17 protein-coding genes are annotated in these 21015 nt (G+C 44.1%); 16 read left to right on the top strand and 1 reads right to left on the bottom strand.

All coding sequences use genetic code 11. The features are described from left to right. Window positions 1-42 precede the first annotated feature (42 nt). From LI091_RS13490 to LI091_RS13415, 16 genes are all read left to right on the top strand, one after another. Window positions 43-807, top strand: a complete 765-nt coding sequence (locus LI091_RS13490; protein ID WP_022427131.1) for an N-acetylmuramoyl-L-alanine amidase — start codon at window positions 43-45, stop codon at window positions 805-807. A gap of 144 nt (window positions 808-951) precedes the next feature. Further along, complete coding sequence (locus LI091_RS13485) at window positions 952-1545, top strand: YdcF family protein (RefSeq protein WP_021650371.1); 594 nt, start codon at window positions 952-954, stop codon at window positions 1543-1545. A 208-nt stretch (window positions 1546-1753) separates the two neighbouring features. Then, window positions 1754-3478 carry a hypothetical protein gene (locus LI091_RS13480; RefSeq protein ID WP_022427130.1) on the top strand — a complete coding sequence of 575 codons (1725 nt, stop codon included), beginning with the start codon at window positions 1754-1756 and terminating at the stop codon, window positions 3476-3478. Between the two features lie 56 nt (window positions 3479-3534). Next, entirely contained in the window at window positions 3535-3885 is a 351-nt protein-coding gene (locus tag LI091_RS13475; protein ID WP_021650373.1) for a TIGR04086 family membrane protein, read from the top strand. 82 nt (window positions 3886-3967) lie between these two features. After that, window positions 3968-4108, top strand: a complete 141-nt coding sequence (scfA, locus tag LI091_RS13470; RefSeq protein ID WP_015524633.1) for a six-cysteine ranthipeptide SCIFF — start codon at window positions 3968-3970, stop codon at window positions 4106-4108. Between the two features lie 143 nt (window positions 4109-4251). Further along, window positions 4252-5616, top strand: a complete 1365-nt coding sequence (gene scfB / locus LI091_RS13465) for a thioether cross-link-forming SCIFF peptide maturase (RefSeq protein ID WP_129975275.1) — start codon at window positions 4252-4254, stop codon at window positions 5614-5616. A gap of 15 nt (window positions 5617-5631) precedes the next feature. Beyond that, window positions 5632-8055 carry a protein translocase subunit SecD gene (gene secD, locus LI091_RS13460; protein WP_129975272.1) on the top strand — a complete coding sequence of 808 codons (2424 nt, stop codon included), beginning with the start codon at window positions 5632-5634 and terminating at the stop codon, window positions 8053-8055. 166 nt (window positions 8056-8221) lie between these two features. Next, window positions 8222-9940: a single-stranded-DNA-specific exonuclease RecJ gene (gene recJ / locus LI091_RS13455; protein WP_129975270.1), complete on the top strand. Its 1719-nt coding sequence runs from the start codon at window positions 8222-8224 to the stop codon at window positions 9938-9940. A 202-nt stretch (window positions 9941-10142) separates the two neighbouring features. Then, the gene (locus LI091_RS13450) at window positions 10143-10667 is read left to right on the top strand and encodes an adenine phosphoribosyltransferase (protein WP_161208536.1); all 525 of its coding nucleotides are present in this window, start codon (window positions 10143-10145) and stop codon (window positions 10665-10667) included. Between the two features lie 78 nt (window positions 10668-10745). Continuing rightward, complete coding sequence (locus tag LI091_RS13445) at window positions 10746-13070, top strand: RelA/SpoT family protein (protein ID WP_015524639.1); 2325 nt, start codon at window positions 10746-10748, stop codon at window positions 13068-13070. Between the two features lie 22 nt (window positions 13071-13092). Continuing rightward, window positions 13093-13722, top strand: a complete 630-nt coding sequence (locus LI091_RS13440) for an MBL fold metallo-hydrolase (RefSeq protein ID WP_114002781.1) — start codon at window positions 13093-13095, stop codon at window positions 13720-13722. Next, a complete protein-coding gene (hemZ, locus tag LI091_RS13435) occupies window positions 13694-15223 on the top strand; it encodes a coproporphyrinogen dehydrogenase HemZ (protein ID WP_265191252.1) in 1530 nt (509 codons plus the stop codon). Before LI091_RS13440 ends, hemZ begins: the two co-directional genes overlap by 29 nt. Window positions 15224-15244: 21 nt before the next feature. Next, window positions 15245-15880 (top strand): HD-GYP domain-containing protein, encoded by a 636-nt coding sequence (locus LI091_RS13430; protein WP_021650382.1) that lies wholly within the window; start codon window positions 15245-15247, stop codon window positions 15878-15880. Further along, entirely contained in the window at window positions 15813-17066 is a 1254-nt protein-coding gene (gene hisS / locus LI091_RS13425; RefSeq protein ID WP_114002783.1) for a histidine--tRNA ligase, read from the top strand. Before LI091_RS13430 ends, hisS begins: the two co-directional genes overlap by 68 nt. A gap of 77 nt (window positions 17067-17143) precedes the next feature. After that, entirely contained in the window at window positions 17144-18943 is a 1800-nt protein-coding gene (gene aspS / locus LI091_RS13420) for an aspartate--tRNA ligase (protein ID WP_015524642.1), read from the top strand. A 6-nt stretch (window positions 18944-18949) separates the two neighbouring features. Beyond that, on the top strand, window positions 18950-19705 hold the full coding sequence (locus LI091_RS13415) for a sulfite exporter TauE/SafE family protein (protein ID WP_021650384.1): 756 nt from the start codon (window positions 18950-18952) through the stop codon (window positions 19703-19705). 84 nt (window positions 19706-19789) lie between these two features. Here the strand turns inward: LI091_RS13415 and LI091_RS13410 are convergent, their stop codons facing one another. Continuing rightward, window positions 19790-20923 carry a hypothetical protein gene (locus LI091_RS13410; protein ID WP_265191251.1) on the bottom strand — a complete coding sequence of 378 codons (1134 nt, stop codon included), beginning with the start codon at window positions 20921-20923 and terminating at the stop codon, window positions 19790-19792. Window positions 20924-21015 lie beyond the last annotated feature (92 nt).

Here is a 21015-nt window from a genome sequence, read left to right as displayed (position 1 = left end):
AGTCATATCATATTGTGAATGAAATTCTCAAGGAGAAAGAACATGGCATATAAAATCGTTCTGGATGCCGGACATGGTGGAGAAGATCCGGGTGCTGTTTATAAAGATCGCAAGGAAAAGGATGACAATCTGAAACTGACCCTTGCAGTAGGAAAGATCCTGGAAGAGAATGGCGTGGATGTGGTTTATACCAGGACTACAGATATTTATCAGACTCCTTTTGAAAAAGCGAAAGCTGCAAATGAAGCTGGAGCAGATTTTTTTATTTCTTTTCATCGCAACAGCAGTTCCAAGCCGGAACAATACAATGGAGTTGAAGTACTGATCTATGATAAGAAAGGCATTAAATATCAGATGGCACAGAATATCCTGGGAGCATTGGGAGAACTGGGGTTTCGGGAACTGGGCGTAAAAGAACGTCCGGGGCTGGTAGTGCTCCGGCGCACAAAAATGCCGGCACTTTTGGTCGAGACCGGATTTATAAACTCGGAAAAGGATAATCAGCTTTTTGAAAAAAAATTCGAAGAGATTGCCAGAAGCATCGCAGATGCCATTCTGGGAACATTGAATGAGGAAACGGTGGAAGAGCCATTGTATTATCGGGTACAGACAGGAGCATTTCGAAATCGGGAAAATGCAGACAGGATGTTGTATCAGCTGACAGATCAGGGATTTCCGGCGTTTATCCTGAGAGAGAATGATCTTTACAAAGTTCAGGTAGGAGCATATATGCAGCTTGGAAATGCGGTCAATATGGAACAAAGGCTGAGGGACAGTGGATATAGCACAGTGATCGTTACAAAATAGAAAACAGATGATCTGTTAGTGCATCTGCCACGAAAGAGTGATATGATTAGGCAATACAGAAAGCTGGATAAGGGATACCTGTCAGATAAATATCTTTTGATCCGGGATTTAGCTGCAGATGGTAAAGAAAGGACATAGAAAATAATGTACGAAGAGTTTCTGAAACAGATAGAAGATTTCATGTTTATAGAAGATAAGCCGGAAAAAGCGGATGTGATCTTTGTTCCGGGAAACGGATATCCTCAAATGGCGGAAAAAGCAGCGGAGCTTTACAGGAATGGGTTTGCACCAAAGATCCTGCCCAGTGGAAGATACAGTATCACAGCAGGGAGATTTACAGGAGTTCTTGACAAGAAAGAATGTTATTGTGGGACATACAAAACGGAATGGGATTTTTTGAAAGATGTTCTGATGCAGAATGGTGTACCGGAAGAAGCAATTCTGAAAGAAGATCAGGCAACCTACACTTATGAGAACGCAATTTATTCCCGGCAGGTAACAGACAGAGAATACCTGGATATCAAAAAGGCGATTCTCTGCTGTAAAACCTGTCATGCAAGACGTGCGTTGATGTATTACAAGTTGCTTTATCCGGATACGGAATTCTTTGTGAGTTCGTGTTGTGTGGATTCTATAGATAAAAATACGTGGATTATGACAAATGATGGAATTGATGAGGTAATGGGGGAAATAACTAGAATAATTAAACAATTTTCATTGATGCTCAAAAAAAATTAATTTAGGGGTGTCGTAAAAAAAAGAATTGTGTTATAATGCATTTGACGAAAAAAAGAAATATCTGTTACGAAAGATTAACAAGATATTAATTTTTGGAGAAATATTGGTTCGAGCGCATGTTACATGCGTTCGATATTTTATATAACTGAATTTTTTGACAAAAGGCAAATATGAATCTTAGATTTTGAATATAGAGGTGCAGATTATTATGAAAAAGAACACAAAGATTACATTTAGCAGAAGCTTTTCAATACTGGCAGCAGCGGCATTGTCCATGACACTGATCGGAGGACAGACCTTTCCGGCATATGCGGAGAACTCTTCAGGTATAGAATCCGGTGCTGTGATCCCGGATAATATAACTATTGACAGCCCTACAGCTCTTGCTAACATTGCGCTCCCATCTAATGCGTATGGAACTCTTTCCTGGGCAGATAGTTCTTATGTTCCGGACAAACGTGTGCAATCCTGTGGGGTAGTGTTCAAACCTGCTGCAGGTGCTGACCTTTCAGGCCTTCCGGGGTGGGACAGTAATTCAGGAACACTTACAGGTTCCGTGACAGTTGTGGTCAGCAGCATTGACAGTACAGAGGAAAATTCCGGAAGTGAGGAAAGTTCCGATTCTTCTGATTCAGATTCAGGAGAATCCTATGGAACCGATGATAAAGAGGAAAATGGAACCGACGTCAATGAGAGTGATGCAGATACTTCTGTAAAAGAAACAGAGGACAGCACTGCAGAGAATGAGGAGAAGAACGAAGGTCTGCAGGATGACAGTGCCCAGGAAAATAAAGAAGATCTGGAGACAACAGGAAAAACGGAGCAGTCTTCTTCAGATTCTTCAGATACAACAGATGCAGCAGATGCCAGTGGAGAGGAAAAAAGGGATCCGGAGATAACAGAAGCTCCGGAGGTAACAGTTGCACCATCTGAGGATAATAAAACTCAGGATGGGGAAGAAGCAGAAGCTGTGGAAACTCCTGCTGTAACGATAACTCCGGCGGCAGAAGATGGTATGGATCCTGATGCAGCATCTGAGAATAGAGACGATGAGAATCATGAAAAAGATAACGATGCTGAAATTACCGCGATCCCGGAAATTACGGAGACTCCTGATACTGAAGAAAACAAGGATAATATTTTTGACAGGAAAGATGATACAGAGGATAAACGCCCTCAGAATGCAGCTACCGATCTGACAGAAACAGAAAAAGAGGAAATTGCGTCTCAAAATCATACCTGTGATGGAATAACTGTATCAGGAATCGATCTTCCGTGGTATGTACAGTTTCGTGTTTCTGGTGGTGAGGACTATCAGTTTACCAATGAAGAAGATGCAACAATCTTTAAATCCTATGAGTTTGAACTCTGGGATACACAGAATAATACAGAGTATAAAATTCCGGATGGGGAGTATATCAGTGTGACTGTACCTGTAAAGGCAGGCTATACATATTCGATTGAACACCTTCTTGATAATGGCGCAATGGAGACCATCATTCCAAGCATGGATGGTGCCACAATGACTTTCAGTACACATTCATTCAGCCCATTTGGCATCGCTGGAAGTAAATCTCTGGTAGGGCCAGATGCTGAAAGCAATACCGGTGCAACGGTTACACCTGCAGCTGATGCTTCATCTTCGGATACTGCATCTTCAGGTACTGCAGATTCTGCAGAAACAGACAGTACAGACACCAATACGGCAGAGACATCTCAGAATCTGACTTCAGATAGCACAGATCAGGAACAGTCTTCTTCTCAGAACAGTGATACGGCGGAGAAGGAGGCTGAAGAACAGTCTTCTGCAACAACATCCAAGAAACAGGTAAATACCGGAGATAACACTCAGATCCTTCCGTTTGTGATCTTGTTTGTGGTAGCGGCAGTTGTAGCTGGTGTAGCAGTGTTTTTTAAGAAAAGAAAGAAGTAAAGAATAAGAATAAGAGAAAAAGCTCTCCCATATAATGACTGTGGGAGGGCTTTTTTATGAAGGGAAAAGCAATATTACGATCATTGCTGCTAGCCTATGGAGTGACAGGACTTTTTCTTCTGATACTGGCGTTTCTGCTCTTTCAGTTTGAATTCGGAGGAGGGACGGCGGCGGTGGGGATCATTATTATTTATGTAGTATCCTGCCTGGTCGGAGGTTTTATGGCGGGAAAGATCATACGGAAAGACCGATATATATGGGGGATCGTTACCGGGCTTTCCTATTATGTTCTGCTGCTTCTGGTATCTTTTCTGGCACAGGGGAAATGGGATATGACCTTTGCCCATGCGTTGACTACTTTTTTCATGTGTCTTGGTGGCGGAGCCATTGGTGGGATGCTGTCGTAAAAGCTTACAAAAAAATGCTTTGAAAATCGATGATTTTATGCTATACTAGGCGAAGAATAGAATACATAAAGGAGGATATATCATGGAACATATCAAGACATTAAATACAAAGAACCTTCAGAACACGGTTAAGAAGGGTGGATGTGGCGAATGTCAGACATCCTGTCAGTCTGCTTGCAAGACTTCCTGTACAGTAGGAAACCAGAGCTGCGAGCATAAATAAGAAGCAGCCGTTGAATGAGTGGAAAGCAGCGGGAGATCCGCTGCTTCACTTGTTTTATTTGAAAGTAACAGGTATCCAGCAAAACGCGCCGGAGGGCGCGTTTTGTCGGGTTATAAAAGAATTTTAGAAAGGATTGCGGGAAGATGAGTTTAATTCACCGTTATCAAAGTAATGGATATAATATTGTGCTGGATATCAACAGCGGCTGTATCCACCTAGTAGATGAAGTAACCTATGAGGTGCTGCCGTATCTTGAAGAAGGCATGGAAGCGGCTGCCATTGCTGAGAAGCTTGGCGACCGTTTTAAGAAAGAGGATGTAGAAACCTCTGTAACTGAATGTAAGAAGCTTCAGGAACAGGGAATGCTTTTTACAAAAGATATTTATGAGAATATCATTGATGAATTTACCAAAAACCGCCAGACCGTTGTAAAGGCTCTTTGCCTTCATATTGCTCATGACTGTAATCTGGCATGCAGATATTGTTTTGCAGAAGAAGGAGAGTATCACGGAAGACGTGCGCTGATGTCTTTTGAGGTAGGAAAAAAAGCGTTGGATTTCCTGATCGCTAATTCCGGCTCCAGAAAGAATCTGGAAGTGGATTTCTTTGGCGGCGAGCCTCTTATGAACTGGCAGGTTGTAAAGGATCTTGTGAAATACGGAAGAGAACAGGAGAAACTTCATAACAAAAAATTCCGCTTCACACTGACAACCAACGGCGTTCTTTTAAATGATGAGGTGATGGAATTCTGCAATAAGGAAATGGGAAATGTTGTCTTAAGCGTGGACGGTAGAAAAGAAGTTCATGACTACATGCGCCCGTTCCGTAAGGGTGCAGGAAGCTATGATCTGATCATGCCGAAATTTGAGAAATTTGCGGAATCCAGAAATCAGGACAAGTATTATGTAAGAGGAACCTTTACTCATCATAATCTTGATTTCTCTCAGGATGTTCTGCATCTGGCAGATCTTGGCTTCAAGCAGATTTCTGTTGAGCCGGTCGTGGCAGCAGATACAGAAGAGTATGCGATCCGTGAGGAGGATATCCCACAGATCCTGGAACAGTATGATATTCTTGCAAAAGAAATGATCAAAAGAGAAAAAGAGGGAAAAGGATTCAACTTCTTCCACTTTATGATAGACCTTACCGGTGGTCCGTGTGTATACAAACGACTTTCCGGATGCGGCTCAGGAACCGAGTACCTGGCTGTTACTCCGTGGGGAGATTTTTATCCATGTCACCAGTTTGTGGGTGAGGAACAGTACCTTATGGGTAATGTAGACGAGGGAATCACAAAGCCTGAAATCGTAAAAGACTTTGGAAGATGTAACGTCTATACGAAACCGGACTGTAAAGACTGTTTTGCCAGATTCTACTGCAGCGGCGGCTGTGCGGCAAATGGTTACCATTTCGGCGGAGATATCCGGGGGAATTATAAGATCGGATGCGAACTCCAGAGGAAGCGTGTGGAGTGCGCTATCATGATAAAAGCCGCTTTGGCGGAATAAGAGAGGAAAAAGAAAATGAAGAAAAGTAGAGGAATTGCAGTGCTGCTTCTGACAGCAATTGTCACAGTATTCTTCTGCTATGTGGCTGCGGTAGGCATTGGTCCTACAGGAACAGGTTCGGCTAAGAATATCAACACCGGACTTGATCTTGCCGGCGGTGTCAGCATCACATACCAGGCTAAGGACAGTAATCCGAGCAAGGAAGACATGTCCGATACTGTTTACAAGATGCAGCAGCGTGTTTCTCAGTACAGTACTGAGGCACAGGCATATCAGGAAGGTTCCAACCGTATCACCATTGAGATTCCAGGAGTATCAGATGCAAATGCGATCCTGGAAGAACTTGGAAAGCCAGGTTCTTTGTATTTTATCGATCAGACAGATGCAGACGGAAACCAGAATTTTACAACAGGAAACAGTGAGAGTGGATATGTTCTTGCAAGAAGTATTGAGGATATCCAGAAAGCCGGATCTGTTGTACTGGAAGGTACAGACGTTGCAGACGCTGAGGGAGGTGCTTATCAGGATTCATCCACAAGCTCCCAGAAATATGCAGTCAGTCTGACTCTTACAAAGAATGGAAAAACCAAATTTGCGGAAGCTACCAAGGCAAATGTTGGAAAGCAGATCGCAATCGTATATGACAATCAGGTTTTAAGCGCTCCGAATGTAAATGAGGAGATTTCCGGCGGAAAAGCTCAGATCACCGGAATGGCAAGTACAGAAGAGGCACAGAATCTTGCTTCTTACATAAGAATCGGTTCCTTAAGTCTTGAGCTTACCGAGCTTCGTTCCAGCGTAGTTGCTGCACAGCTTGGTGAAGAAGCCATCGCAACAAGTGTAAAAGCCGGAGCGATCGGTCTTGTGATCGTTATGCTGATCATGATCATCGCATACCGTATCCCAGGTCTGGTTGCATCTGTTGCACTGGTTCTTTATACAACCTTAATGCTGATCACACTGAATGCCTTTGATATCACCCTTACGCTTCCGGGTATTGCAGGTATCATCCTGGGCATTGGTATGGCAGTGGATGCCAATGTTATCATCTACGCCAGAATCCGTGAGGAGATCGCGGCAGGCCTTTCTGTCCATGCAGCGATCAAAAGTGGATTCGGCAAAGCGTTTTCCGCTATTTTTGATGGAAACATCACAACACTGATCGCGGCTTGTGTGCTGATGTGGCTTGGCTCCGGTTCTGTTAAGGGGTTTGCCTACACGCTGGCAATGGGTATCGTGATCTCCATGTTTACAGCACTGGTTATATCCAGGCTTGTTATTAATGCGGTATACGCAATTGGTGTTCGTGACCCGAAATTCTATGGCATTGCCAAGGAACGTAAGGTTGTGGATTTCGTTGGAAAGAGAAAAATCTTCTTTGCTGTTTCCATTATCCTGATCCTTTGCGGACCTGTAGGAATGCTGGTCCACAGTAATGTGATCGGTGACAAAGCCATGAATTACAGTCTGGAGTTTTCCGGCGGTACTTCTACCAATGTAACCTTCAATAAAGAGATGGATATCAAGGAAATCGATTCCGAGGTAACACCGGTTGTTGAGGCAGTGACAGGTGATAAGAATGTACAGCCGACCAAGGTGCAGGGAACCAATCAGGTAGTGATCAAAACACGTTCTCTGGATCTTAAGGAACGAGAAGCACTGAATAAGGCATTGGAGGAAAATTTTGATGTAGATACAAGTCTGATCACATCGGAGAATATTTCCGCTACTGTCAGCAATGAGATGAGAAGAGACGCTATCGTAGCGGTTATCGTAGCTGCGATCTTCATGCTTCTTTACATCTGGTTCCGTTTTAAGGATATCCGCTTTGCAAGCAGTGCAGTACTTGCACTTCTTCATGATGTCCTGGTCGTACTTGCGTTTTATGTTATTTCCAGAACATCTGTGGGAAATACATTTATTGCGTGTATGCTGACGATCGTAGGTTATTCCATCAATGCTACTATTGTCATCTTCGACCGTATCCGTGAGAATATGAGAGGCAGAAAGAAAGTTGAGGATGAGAAACTGAAAGAGATCGTAAATACCAGTGTTACAGAAACTCTGACACGAAGCATTTACACATCCCTGACAACATTTGTAATGGTTGCAATTCTTTATGTAATGGGTGTTTCCTCAATTAAAGAATTTGCAGCACCGCTGATGGTAGGTATCATCGGTGGAGCATATTCTTCTGTATGCATCACTGGTGCTCTGTGGTACACTATGAAAACATTCAGAAAAAATCGTGTTGCAGCACCGGCAGCTGTAGTAGCTTCCGCAAAGATTTCTTCCGAGAAATCTGAGAAAAAGGTAAAACAGCCATCCGGACAGCAGACAGCTCAGCAGCCGAAGAAGAAAAACCGTAAAAGAGTTGCTGAGCGCCTTGCAGCGCAGGAGGCAGCAAAGCAGCAGAATGATGAGGAGAAATCTGAATAAAATTGCTGAATAACAGAAACGTTCCGTACCGGGAAAGAATATTTCCTGGCGGAACGTTTTTTTGTGTGGCATAAAAAACTTGCAGCTATGCAGGAGTATGAGTTACAATACGGTTATTGTGTTGCTTTGAAGAAAGAAAGCGGCAAAGCATCAAGGAGGAAACAACATGGAACGATGGGTTGTTGCTGCAAAACGGGCGGACTTTGCGGCAATTGGAAAAGAGTTCGGAATTGATCCGGTGATCGCCAGACTGATCCGAAACCGGGATGTACAGGACAGGGATGAAATTCGCAGATATCTTTATGGAAAGGTGGACGAACTGGCTTCTCCACATTTGATGAAAGATGTGGATAAGGCAGTGGAGATCCTGCGGAATAAAATAAAGGAAAAAAAACGCATCCGTATTATAGGCGATTATGACATTGATGGGGTAGTATCGACCTTCATTCTGATCAAAGGACTGAAGCGTGCAGGAGCTCTGGCAGATACATATATTCCGGACCGTGTGGCGGACGGATATGGAATCCATGAGCACCTGATCGAAAGAGCAGTGAATGATGGGATTGACGTAATTGTTACCTGTGATAATGGAATTGCGGCGTACAATGAAATCACTATGGCTAAAGAGAAGGGAATGACGGCGATAATAACCGATCATCATGAAATTCCCTATAAAGAAACGGAAGATGGAAGAGAACTGATCCTTCCGCCGGCTGATGCCATTGTAAATCCAAAACAGCCGGACTGTAATTATCCGGAGAAAAGATTGTGCGGAGCAGTTGTTGCGTTGAAGCTGGTGACAGCTCTCTATGAGGCATGCGGGATTCCGGAAAAAGAGCTGGAAGATTTTCTGGAATTAGGAGCCATTGCCACGGTGGGAGACGTGATGGATCTTCAGGGTGAAAACCGCATCCTTGTAAAGGAAGGCCTGAAACGACTTTCCCACACTTCTAACAAAGGTCTCCGTGAACTGATCCGTGCCAATGGCCTGGAGGATGGGACGATCACTGCCTATCATGTAGGGTTTGTGCTGGGACCATGTATCAATGCCAGTGGAAGACTGGATACCGCTGCACGTTCCCTGAAACTGCTCTGTGCGGAGACGGAAGATGAAGCAGCAAAACTTGCCGGTGATCTGACTGCACTGAATCAAAGCAGAAAAGCTCTCACAGAAGAGGGAAAGGAAGCAGCGATCCGTATTGTGGAAGAGACAGAAATTGGACAGGACAGGGTTCTTGTGATCTATTTACCGGACTGTCACGAAAGTCTGGCCGGAATTATTGCGGGACGTATCCGAGAAAAGTACAATAAACCGGTCTTTGTCCTGACAAAAGGTGAAACAATGGTGAAAGGCAGCGGACGTTCTATAGAAAGCTATTCCATGTTTGAGGAACTGGTAAAATGCGGAGATCTGATGGAACAGTATGGCGGTCATCCTATGGCGGCAGGATTATCCATTAAAGAAGAAAATGTGGAAGAGTTCCGCAGACGGTTAAACGAAAACTGTACTCTGACAGAAAAGGATCTGGCTCCAAAGATCCTGATCGATGTGCCAATGCCGGTTTCCTATATAAATAAGGAACTTGTGGAAGAGATATCCCTGCTGGAGCCTTTTGGAAAGGGAAATACCAAACCGATTTTTGCACAGAAGGGACTTCGGGTTTTAAGCAGCCGTATTCTTGGCAAAAATAGGAATGTGGCAAAGCTTCAGCTATCAGACAGTACCGGCTGTGTAGTGGAAGCAGTATATTTTGGAGAAGCAGATGAATTTGTTGATAGAATAAAAAAATGTGGAAGTATTGCGGTCACATATTATCCTGAGATCAACCGTTATCAGGGAAGAGAGACCTTACAGATCGTAATCCGAAATTATATTACAGAATAACAGGAGAAGGTATCACTAAAATGCAGATCCTGACAGCGAGTAATTGACTGTAAAACAGGAAAGAAGGCTCTGTACTGGGCAATATGCAGTCCAGGGCCTGTCGTAATTCCGCGAGTTCTGTCGGGTTGCACATTGATTCCCTACAGAAAAAGTGCTATACTATCTAACATCTGATTGACAAATTAAACCATTGGAGGTTATTATGAAAAAAATAGAAGAATATGTAAGAAGTATCCCGGACTTTCCAGAGCCAGGGATTATTTTCCGTGACGTTACCAGCGTCCTTCAGGATGCGGATGGATTACAGCTTGCCATTGATTCTATGCAGAATTGTCTGGAGGGTGAGGAGTTCGATGTGATCACAGGTCTTGAATCCAGAGGCTTTATCTTTGGTATGCCGATCGCATATAATCTTCACAAACCCTTTGTTCTGGTCCGCAAAGCAGGAAAACTTCCATGTGAGACCGTTTCCAGAACCTATGAGCTGGAGTATGGAAGTGCAACTATCGAGATGCATAAGGATTCCATCAAGCCGGGACAGAAGGTTGTTATTGTGGATGACCTGATCGCTACGGGCGGAAGCGTGGAAGCTGCCATCAAGCTTGTGGAGGAGCTTGGCGGCGAGGTTGTCAAGGTGGTTTTCCTTATGGAGCTTGCAGGTCTGAAGGGACGTGAGCGTCTCAAAGGTTATGATGTGGCATCTGTGATCTGTTACGACGGAAAATGATTTTTTGTCGGTGGAAGGGGATGTGAACTGTTGTAGTCATACGGCAGTATGAAATTGTGCACAGGCAGGTGGGATTTAATGGCAGAGACAAAAAATACGGAAAAACAAAACATTGAGATACAGAAGGAAGAAGAAAAAAGAGAGTCTGTCCGGAAGGCAGATGCGGCGGTGAAATCCATGCATGATTTTACAAGCCCTGAGGTTCTTTATCAGGAGCTTATAAAAAGCGTGAAGAAATATCATCCGTCTACAGATATTTCCATGATCGAAAAGGCCTATAAAGTGGCCAGCGAGGCACATAAGGATCAGAAACGTAAATCCGGTGAACCTTATATCATTCATCCTCTCTGTGTTGCAATCATCCTTGCGGATCTTGAGCTGGATAAGGAGACCATAGTGGCAGGTCTTCTTCATGATGCGGTAGAGGATACCTGGATGACGTATGAAGAGGTGGAAAAGGAATTTGGTTCTGAGGTAGCACTTCTGGTAGATGGTGTTACCAAGCTGGGACAGCTGTCCTATTCCAAGGACAAGGTAGAGGTTCAGGCTGAGAATTTAAGAAAGATGTTCCTTGCAATGGCTAAGGATATCCGCGTCATCCTGATCAAGCTTGCGGACCGTCTTCATAATATGCGTACCCTGCAATATATGAGACCAGAGAAACAGCAGGAGAAAGCAAGAGAAACCATGGATATCTATGCTCCCATCGCGATGCGGCTTGGTATTTCCAAGATCAAGGTGGAACTGGATGATCTTTCTCTTAAGTATCTGAAGCCGGATGTTTACTATGATCTGGTAGAAAAGGTTGCTCTTCGCAAAAGTGCCCGTGAGGAATTTGTTAATTCTATCGTGAAACAGGTAAAGCAGCATATGGAGGATGCCAATATCAGGGCACAGGTGGATGGCCGTGTGAAGCATTTCTTCAGCATCTATAAGAAGATGGTCAATCAGGATAAAACCATTGATCAGATTTATGACCTGTTTGCTGTACGTATCATTGTAGATACTGTGAAGGACTGTTATGCAGCTCTTGGTGTTATCCATGAGATGTACAAGCCGATCCCCGGCAGATTCAAAGATTATATCGCAATGCCGAAAGCCAATATGTATCAGTCTCTGCATACAACACTGATCGGTCCTAACGGACAGCCTTTCGAAATCCAGATCCGTACATTTGAAATGCATAAAACCGCAGAATACGGTATTGCGGCTCATTGGAAATATAAGGAAACTTCCGATGGTAAGAAACCTGGAAAGAGTGAGGAAGAGAAGCTGAACTGGCTGCGCCAGATCCTGGAGTGGCAGCGTGACATGTCCGATAACCGGGAGTTCATGAGTCTTCTGAAAAATGATCTGGATCTTTTTGCAGACAGTGTTTACTGTTTCACTCCCCAGGGAGATGTAAAAACACTCCCAAATGGTTCTACGCCTATTGATTTTGCATACAGCGTGCACAGTGCAGTAGGAAACAAGATGGTAGGTGCCAGGGTCAATGGCAAACTTGTTCCTATTGAATATAAGATCAAAAACGGTGATCGTATTGAGATCATAACATCCCAGAATTCTCAGGGCCCCAGCCGTGACTGGCTGAAGATCGTAAAGAGCACACAGGCTAAGAATAAGATCAACCAGTGGTTTAAGAAAGAACTGAAGGAAGATAATATCCTGAAGGGTAAGGACATGCTGAATCAGTATGCCAAGACCAAGGGCTTTAAACCAGGCATATATACCAAGCCACAGTATATGGAATCGGTAATGCATAAATATGGTTTCCGAGACTGGGATTCTGTATTGGCAGCGATCGGACATGGCGGCCTGAAAGAAGGTCAGGTGTTTAACAAGCTGGTAGAAGCCTATGAGAGGGAGCATAAGAAGAATCTTACAGATGAACAGGTCCTGGAGGCAGCTTCTGAATCACAGGAGAAGCTTCACATTGCCAAGAGTAAGAGTGGCATTGTAGTAAAAGGCATTCATGATGTGGCAGTTCGTTTTTCCAAATGCTGTAGTCCGATCCCGGGAGATGAGATCGTAGGCTTTGTAACAAGAGGAAGAGGGATCACCATTCATCGTACAGACTGTGTGAATGTGCTCAACATGCCTGAGATTGACCGGAAACGTCTCATTGAAGCAGAGTGGCAGATGCCGGACAGAGCGGATTCCGAGAAATACGAAGCGGAGATCCAGGTTTATGCAAATAACCGTACCGGACTTCTGGTGGATATTTCCAAGATCTTTACAGAGAGGAAGATCGATCTTCGTTCCATTAACAGCCGTACCAACAAGCAGGAACGCGCCACGATTTCCATGTCCTTTAATGTATGCAGCAAACAGGAACTGAATTCTCTGATCGAAAAGATCCGTCAGGTTGAAAGTGTTCTTGATGTAGAGCGAACAACGGGCTGACCCGATAAACGGAGGAATTTTTATGAGTAAACTTGAAATGCAGCAGTGTGTGCTGGGCCAGGTGTTTACCAACTGCTATTTTCTGAAAAATAAAGAGACCGGAGAACTGCTGATCGTAGACCCGGGAGACTATGCAGAAAAAGTTTTTCAGAAAGTATCTCTTATGCAGGGAAAACCGGTGGGGATCCTTCTGACACATGGTCATTTTGATCACATCATGGCTGTAAAGGAAGTGAAGGAAAAATATCAGATCCCGGTTTATGCATGCAGGCAGGAAGAAGCAATGCTGGCAGAGCCCACGATAAATATGACTGCTGTTTATGGAAGTGCCTGTTCAATTAAGCCGGAGGTTCTTCTGGATGACGGGCAGATTTTCGAAGCGGCCGGATTTTCCATCCAGATGTTCCACACACCGGGACATACCAAAGGAAGCTGCTGCTATTATATCAAAGACGAAGGTGTGCTTTTCAGCGGAGATACATTGTTTTGCGGCTCTGTGGGAAGAACCGATTTTCCTGGCGGAAGTTCTGCTGAGATCGTAAGAAGCCTTCATAAGCTTGTGGATACTTTGCCGGAGGATACAGAAGTATTTCCGGGGCATGACGCATCCACAACCATTGGTTATGAAAAGAGGTATAATCCATTTGTATAAGATTGGCATTTTGTTTCAGAACAGAGATTTTGAGCATGATGTGTATGAACTGATCAAAGCGTTTTATCCCGGAAATGAGATCGTTTCTCTTTATGAAGAGGATGATGCGGATTATGATATCCGCTTCCGGGTCTTACGTGATGAAGAAGGTTATACCATCAGTTACAACAACGGAATAGAGAAAAAAACAGCTCATGGGGCTGTGATAGAAGGGCAATCCAGTGGAGAAGCTTCGGATGCCCTTATTTCTTGCAATGATGCCCATGATATCCGCAGAAAAAAAAAAGACGCGATCAAATACGCCCTGTATCAGATGCTTTCCAAAGCTACAGGAAAGACACTTCCCTGGGGAAATCTTACAGGCATCCGTCCTGTGAAAATGGCTATGGGAATGCTGGAGTCCGGAATGAAAAATACGGAGATCGCCAGATATATGAGAGATCAGTATCTGGTAAGTCCGGAGAAAACAGCTCTTGCAGTTACCATCGCAAATCGTGAGCGGGATATCCTGAAAAACATTGATTATGAAAACGGTTACAGCCTTTATGTTGGCATTCCTTTCTGTCCGAGTATCTGTCTGTACTGTTCATTCAGTTCCTATCCGCTGGAGAGATGGCGTAAATATGTGGAGGCGTATCTGGACGCGCTGGTAAAGGAAATCCGGGCTGTTTCCGGGATGATGAAAAACCGGAAGCTGGATACGGTCTATATCGGTGGGGGAACACCTACCACACTGGAGCCGGATCAGCTTCGGAGACTTCTTGGCGCGATCACGGAATATTTTCCCTGTGAGGAGCTGGAAGAATTTACGGTTGAGGCAGGAAGACCGGACAGTATAACCTTGGAAAAGCTTCAGGCGATCCGGGAGTTTCCGGTTACCAGGATTTCTGTAAATCCACAGACCATGAATCAGGAAACCCTGGATATCATTGGCAGACGTCATACAGTAGAACAGACAAAGAATGCGTTTCATCTGGCAAGAAAAGCCGGATTCGACAATATCAATATGGATCTGATCGTGGGTCTTCCCGGCGAAGATATCACAAAAGTGCAGCATACACTGGACGAGGTAAAAGCTCTCGGGCCGGACAGCCTGACCGTACATTCTCTTGCTGTAAAGCGTGCGGCAAGACTGAATATTTTCCGTGATAAATACCAGGAGATGACCTTTGAAAACAATCAGGAGATCATGGATCTGACTATGAAAACGGCCTACGAGATGGGAATGGGTCCTTATTATCTGTACAGACAGAAGAATATGAAGGGGAATTTTGAGAACGTTGGGTATTCTGAGGTTGACAAAGCAGGGATTTACAATATACTGATTATGGAGGAAAAGCAGCCGATCATCGCACTGGGTGCAGGTGGTTCCTCCAAGCTTGTGTTTGATCACGGACAGCGCATTGAGCGTGTGGAGAATGTGAAGGATGTTGTCAATTATATCACACGTATCGATGAAATGATCGAGAGAAAACGCGAGGGCATTGCAAAATGGCTGTAGACGGAAAGGAGAGACGGATCCTTGAAAAGCGTACAGAAGATAAGTGAAACTACGCAGGACCGGATTCTGGAAATGGATCTTTCCGCAGAGCTGAAGCATGGGGTTGTTGTCAGTAACCTTGCCTATGATGTGGCAAAGGAGCTTGGACTTGGTGAGAAAGAATGTTATCAGCTGGCTATTGCCGGAATGCTCCATGATATAGGCAAGCTGAAATTGGAAGGATACATTAATGGCCAAGAGCAGAATCCGATGGTCATTGAAGAACTGAAATATGTTCGCATGCACTCCACATTAGGTTATGAGATCCTGAAAGACCAGGGATATTCCGATTATGTTCTGGAAAGTATTCTTTATCATCATGAGAATTTTGACGGCAGCGGTTATCCCAGCAACAGAAGCGGAAAGGATATCCCTATGGGTGCAAGGATCCTGAGAGTATGTGATGTATATGCGGCTTTGAGTATGGACAGACCATATCGGAAAGCTCTGGAAAATGATGAAGTTTTAAGACTGATGATCGATGAGATTAAAAACTTTGACATGCAGGTGTTTCTTGCATTTCAGAGGGTGATTCATAAAGGAGGAAACTATGGCATTAAAAAAGAAACCGGTTACAGGAATGAAGGACATTTTACCGAAGGAAATGGCAATCCGTAACTATGTGATGAATATGATCAGAGAGACGTACGGAACCTTTGGTTTTTCCGCAATTGAAACTCCCTGTGTAGAACATATTGAGAATCTCTGCAGCAAGCAGGGCGGTGAAAATGAAAAACTGATCTTCAAGATCATGAAGAGAGGCGAGAAACTGAAACTGGATACTGCAAAAACAGAGAATGATCTGACAGATTCCGGACTTCGCTATGACCTGACCGTACCGCTTTCCAGATATTATTCCAATAATGCAAACGAGCTTCCGGCTCCGTTTAAGGCACTTCAGATGGGAAATGTATGGAGAGCTGACCGTCCGCAGAGAGGTCGTTTCCGTCAGTTTATGCAGTGTGATATCGATATCCTGGGTGAGCCGACCTATCTTGCTGAGATCGAGCTTGTACTTGCAACTACAACACTTCTTGGAAAACTGGATTTCCATAACTTTACGATCCGTATCAATGACAGAAGGATCCTGAAGGCAATGGCTCAGTACAGTGGATTCCCGGCAGAGAGCTTTGATACTGTCTTTATTATTCTTGACAAGATGGATAAGATCGGCATCGAGGGAGTTGCAGAGGAGCTTGAGAAAGAGGGCTTTGCGAAAGAGAGCATTGACACTTATCTTGGACTTTTCCGTGAGATCACCAACGATGTTGAGGGTGTCCGTTATATTAAAGAAAAACTTTCTGATGTTCTGGAAGCAGGTATTGCAGAGGATCTTGAAACGATCATCAACACTGTAGAATCTGTAAAAACAGCAGACTTCAAAATGTCCTTTGACCCTACACTGGTACGTGGAATGTCCTATTACACAGGTCCGATCTTTGAGATTTCCATGGATGAGTTCGGCGGAAGCGTCGGTGGAGGCGGACGTTACGATGAGATGATCGGTAAATTTACAGGAAATAATACCTGTGCTTGTGGTTTCTCCATTGGATTTGAGAGAATCGTTATGCTGCTTCTTGAGAGAGGCTATGAGATTCCAACCAAGAATGGCAAGAAAGCATATCTGATCGAGAAGAACATGCCGGCAGACAAGCTTCTGAACATCCTGAAACAGGCAACTGAGGAAAGAAGTGCAGGTACACAGATCAATATCTCTATTATGAAAAAGAACAAAAAATTCCAGAAAGACCAGCTGGCAGCAGATGGTTATACAGAGTATGTAGAATTTTTCAACAGAGACTGAAACTGCCCGTCTGAAAACGGAGATAGCAGAGTAAATTAAAATGACTATGAAAAAAATAGTCAGAGGAGGATAAAGAGATGGCTGAAAGCATGCAGGGACTGCACAGAACTTGCCGATGTGCAGAAGTGACCACAGAGATGGTCGGAAAAGAAGTAACATTAATGGGATGGGTGGCAAAAGCCAGAAATAAAGGAGGTCTTGTATTTGTGGATCTTCGTGACCGTTCCGGGATCATGCAGCTGATTTTTGAGAATGGCAGCATTGACGAAGAAGGCTTTACAAAAGCAGGTAAACTGCGTAGTGAGTTTGTTATTGCTGTAACCGGTACCGTAGAGAAACGTGGAGGAGCAGTAAACGAGAATCTTGCAACTGGCGAGATCGAGCTTCGTGTAAAATCCCTCCGTGTTCTTGCTGAGGCAGATGTTCCTCCATTCCCGATCGAGGAGAATAGCAAGACAAAAGATGAGATCCGACTTAAATATCGTTATCTTGATTTAAGAAGACCGGATCTTCAGAGAAATATCATGATGAAGAGCAAGGTTGCCCAGCTTACAAGACAGTTCTTTACAGAAGAGGGATTTCTTGAGATTGAGACACCGATGCTTGGAAAGAGTACTCCTGAGGGAGCCAGAGACTATCTGGTACCATCACGTGTTCATCCGGGAAGCTTCTATGGCCTTCCACAGTCTCCGCAGCTGTACAAGCAGCTTCTGATGTGCTCTGGATTTGATCGTTATATCCAGATCGCAAGATGCTTCCGTGATGAGGATCTTCGTGCTGACCGTCAGCCGGAGTTCACACAGATCGATATGGAGCTTTCCTTTGTTGATGTAGACGATGTTATCGATGTTAACGAGAGATATCTTGCATTCCTGTTCAAAGAAGTTCTGGATATCGATGTAAAACTCCCGATCCAGAGAATTACCTGGCAGGAAGCTATGGATCGTTTTGGTTCCGACAAGCCGGATATGCGTTTCGGTATGGAACTTCATGATGTCAGTGATATCGTAAAAGACTGCGGATTTGGTGTGTTCACAGGTGCGCTTGAGAACGGCGGAAGTGTTCGTGGTATCAATGCAGAAGGTCAGGGCGCAATGCCGAGAAAGAAGATCGATAAGCTTGTTGAGTTCGTAAAAGGTTATGGTGCAAAAGGTCTTGCATATATTGCCATTGCAGAGGACGGAACCAGAAAGTCTTCTTTCGCCAAGTTTATGACAGATGAAGAGATGGATGCTCTTGTAAAAGCTATGGACGGCAAGCCAGGAGATCTTCTTCTTTTTGCAGCAGATAAGACAAAATTGGTATACGATGTACTGGGAGCACTCCGTCTTGAGCTTGCAAAACAGATGGATCTTTTAGATAAAAATGAGTATCGTTTCGTATGGGTAACAGAGTTCCCGCTTCTTGAGTGGAGCGAGGAGGAGAACCGTTTTACAGCAATGCACCATCCGTTCACCATGCTTATGGAGGAGGATCTTCCGCTTCTTGACACAGATCCGGGAAAGGTTCGTGCAAAAGCATACGACATCGTTCTTAACGGAAATGAGATCGGCGGCGGCAGCGTGCGTATCCATCAGGATGATATTCAGGAAAGAATGTTTGAGGCACTTGGCTTCACAAAAGAAGCTGCACATGAGCAGTTCGGATTCCTTCTGGATGCCTTCAAATATGGAGTTCCGCCACACGCAGGACTTGCATATGGCCTTGACAGACTTGTTATGCTTATGGCAAAGGCAGATACGATCCGTGATGTTATTGCATTCCCGAAGGTTAAGGATGCCTCCTGTCTGATGACTCAGTCTCCTAGCCAGGTAAGTGAGGCACAGCTTCATGAGCTGGGACTTGACCTTGAGCCGCAGAAAGAAGAGGAAGAATAAAAGATCATGCAGCCGACAATCTATACATTTCTGATCGTTTGTCCACTTGTATTTCTTGCCGGATTTGTAGATGCTGTAGCAGGCGGGGGAGGACTGATCTCCCTGCCTGCTTATCTTTTGGCCGGAGTTCCTGTACATAATGCTGTTGCCACCAACAAGCTGTCATCAGCAACAGGAACATTGATCTCAACTGTCCGTCTGTGCAAAAATAAATTTGTGGACTGGATCCTGGTGCTTCCATGTATTCCAATGGCACTCCTGGGATCTTCCATAGGAGCTCACCTTGCTCTTATAGCCAGTGATAAGCTCCTGCGTTATATGCTGATCCCTGTTCTTCCGGTGGTTGCTTTTTATGTGCTGCGCAAGAAAAATATGGATGAGAAGGGTGGCGAGATCGCCAGAAAAAAACAGATCCTGCTCTGTGCCGTATGCTCTCTTGCTGTAGGATGCTACGATGGATTTTATGGACCAGGAACAGGAACTTTTCTCCTGCTTTTGTTTACAGGATTGGGAAAAATGAGTGTGGCAAAAGCATCCGGTACCATGAAGGTTACCAACCTCTCTTCTAATGTAGCGGCTCTTGTTGTATTTCTGCTCAGCGGAAAGATTGTGATCATGCTTGGAATTGCAGCGTCAGTGTTCTCGATCGCAGGACATTATACCGGTGCAGGTATGGTTATGAAAAACGGAAGCCGGATCATACGGCCTATTATTCTTATAGTCCTTGCATTGCTTTTTATAAAGATCATATCCGGAATATAAAAAAGAAGAATATAAAAAACCCGTGAAGATCACGCTTTCCTGTCAGAGAAAGCAGATATTCACGGGTTTTCTAGCTTTTATTCTTTATTCGTTATCTTCGGTAGAATCTTCAGGAACCGGTGAAGCGGTAAGAGTTCCGAAGATGGCATTGCCCAGTTCGGTACCTGCATTCTCAAGCTTCCAGGATGCACCATCGTTTGTGAGATGGAAGGTAGCAGTGGCAGTTATGGTTGCCTGATTATTCCTGATACTGTCCAGAAGCAGTTCATGTGATTTGTTGTAACGCTTCTGGGAACCGTCGATCACTGCATCAGCAGAAGCCAGATAAGTATTCAATTCTTTTTCGTACTGTGTAAGAATGGAATTACTGTCAAATGTGGTAAGCTCTGCGTCCACTTCAGCAAGATATCCGGAAACAGAGGTGCTTGATATTTTGTAGTTAAAACAGGAGTGAAACTGTTCCATAAGGGCAGAGGCAATGGCGTTTTTTGCCGAATCTGAAGTGTTCAGAATGGAATCCAGCCCCAAATAATTAGCCATCTGCTTTACATCCATTTCTTGAAGCGTTTTCAGATAGACGGTAAGCGTTTCGGCAGGCGGCACAAGATCAGGATCGGACAGATAGGTGATAAGGCCACCGACCAGATCATTTTCGAGAGAGGAACTGTGCGTAATCTCCCAGTCAGGTTCTGAAGAAGATCCAAGATTGTTTAGTTGGATGGAAGTATTGCGTTCTGCAGAACTGTACGTGTTATTCTTGAGAAGCTTGTACAGGAGCAGATAACGCTGCTCCAGGGAATTTCCGTTATCATTTTCTTTACCGGAGGCGGTTTCCAGTATTTCTTCCTGAAGGCTTGCAGAAACAAAATCACTGGCAAGAGCTTCAGCATCCAGAGTAGTAAGCTTAAGCTGCGCAGAAGCATTTTTTTCGTCGCTATCAACGGATATATCCAGGATTTTGTAATCGAAATTCTGAAAGAAGAGAGAAAATACTTCTTTTATGTCAGCAGAAAGCTTTGTGCTGTCCTCAGAATCCGGAAACAGTTCCTGATAGGATATGTACTGCATGGTTGTTTCAGAGTCCAGATTTTTAAGAAGATCCAGATCTTTTTTGATCGCCTTCTCCGCATGAGCTTTGGCCGACTGGGAGCAGCTACATAAAAAAACTGAGAGAAGAATGATCATCAAGAAAGCCAGCAGATGTTTCACTGTCTTCATATTGTTCTTTCCTTTCAAAAAAGTTATATTACAACATTTTAGCAGATAAAGTACCGAAAGTCAAAATATCGCAAAAATGGAGAAAAAGGAGA

The sequence above is a fragment of the Blautia sp. MSK20_18 genome (assembly GCF_020553125.1).
GTDB classification, from domain to species: domain Bacteria; phylum Bacillota; class Clostridia; order Lachnospirales; family Lachnospiraceae; genus Blautia_A; species Blautia_A fusiformis.
The sequence above is the reverse complement of the archived record's forward strand: the minus strand, read 5'-3'. Positions and strand labels throughout refer to the sequence as shown.

Bases quoted from the DNA above. Each gene is read 5' to 3' on its own strand.
- LI091_RS13485 (WP_021650371.1), top strand. From the start codon at position 952: ATGTACGAAGAGTTTCTGAAACAGATAGAAGATTTCATGTTTATAGAA.
- LI091_RS13490 (WP_022427131.1), top strand. From the start codon at position 43: ATGGCATATAAAATCGTTCTGGATGCCGGACATGGTGGAGAAGATCCG.
- LI091_RS13480 (WP_022427130.1), top strand. From the start codon at position 1,754: ATGAAAAAGAACACAAAGATTACATTTAGCAGAAGCTTTTCAATACTG.
- hemZ (WP_265191252.1), top strand. From the start codon at position 13,694: ATGAAAAGAGGTATAATCCATTTGTATAAGATTGGCATTTTGTTTCAG.
- LI091_RS13440 (WP_114002781.1), top strand. From the start codon at position 13,093: ATGAGTAAACTTGAAATGCAGCAGTGTGTGCTGGGCCAGGTGTTTACC.
- aspS (WP_015524642.1), top strand. From the start codon at position 17,144: ATGGCTGAAAGCATGCAGGGACTGCACAGAACTTGCCGATGTGCAGAA.
- LI091_RS13475 (WP_021650373.1), top strand. From the start codon at position 3,535: ATGAAGGGAAAAGCAATATTACGATCATTGCTGCTAGCCTATGGAGTG.
- secD (WP_129975272.1), top strand. From the start codon at position 5,632: ATGAAGAAAAGTAGAGGAATTGCAGTGCTGCTTCTGACAGCAATTGTC.
- hisS (WP_114002783.1), top strand. From the start codon at position 15,813: ATGGCATTAAAAAAGAAACCGGTTACAGGAATGAAGGACATTTTACCG.
- scfA (WP_015524633.1), top strand. From the start codon at position 3,968: ATGGAACATATCAAGACATTAAATACAAAGAACCTTCAGAACACGGTT.
- LI091_RS13410 (WP_265191251.1), bottom strand. From the start codon at position 20,923: ATGAAGACAGTGAAACATCTGCTGGCTTTCTTGATGATCATTCTTCTC.
- LI091_RS13415 (WP_021650384.1), top strand. From the start codon at position 18,950: ATGCAGCCGACAATCTATACATTTCTGATCGTTTGTCCACTTGTATTT.
- scfB (WP_129975275.1), top strand. From the start codon at position 4,252: ATGAGTTTAATTCACCGTTATCAAAGTAATGGATATAATATTGTGCTG.
- LI091_RS13450 (WP_161208536.1), top strand. From the start codon at position 10,143: ATGAAAAAAATAGAAGAATATGTAAGAAGTATCCCGGACTTTCCAGAG.
- LI091_RS13445 (WP_015524639.1), top strand. From the start codon at position 10,746: ATGGCAGAGACAAAAAATACGGAAAAACAAAACATTGAGATACAGAAG.
- recJ (WP_129975270.1), top strand. From the start codon at position 8,222: ATGGAACGATGGGTTGTTGCTGCAAAACGGGCGGACTTTGCGGCAATT.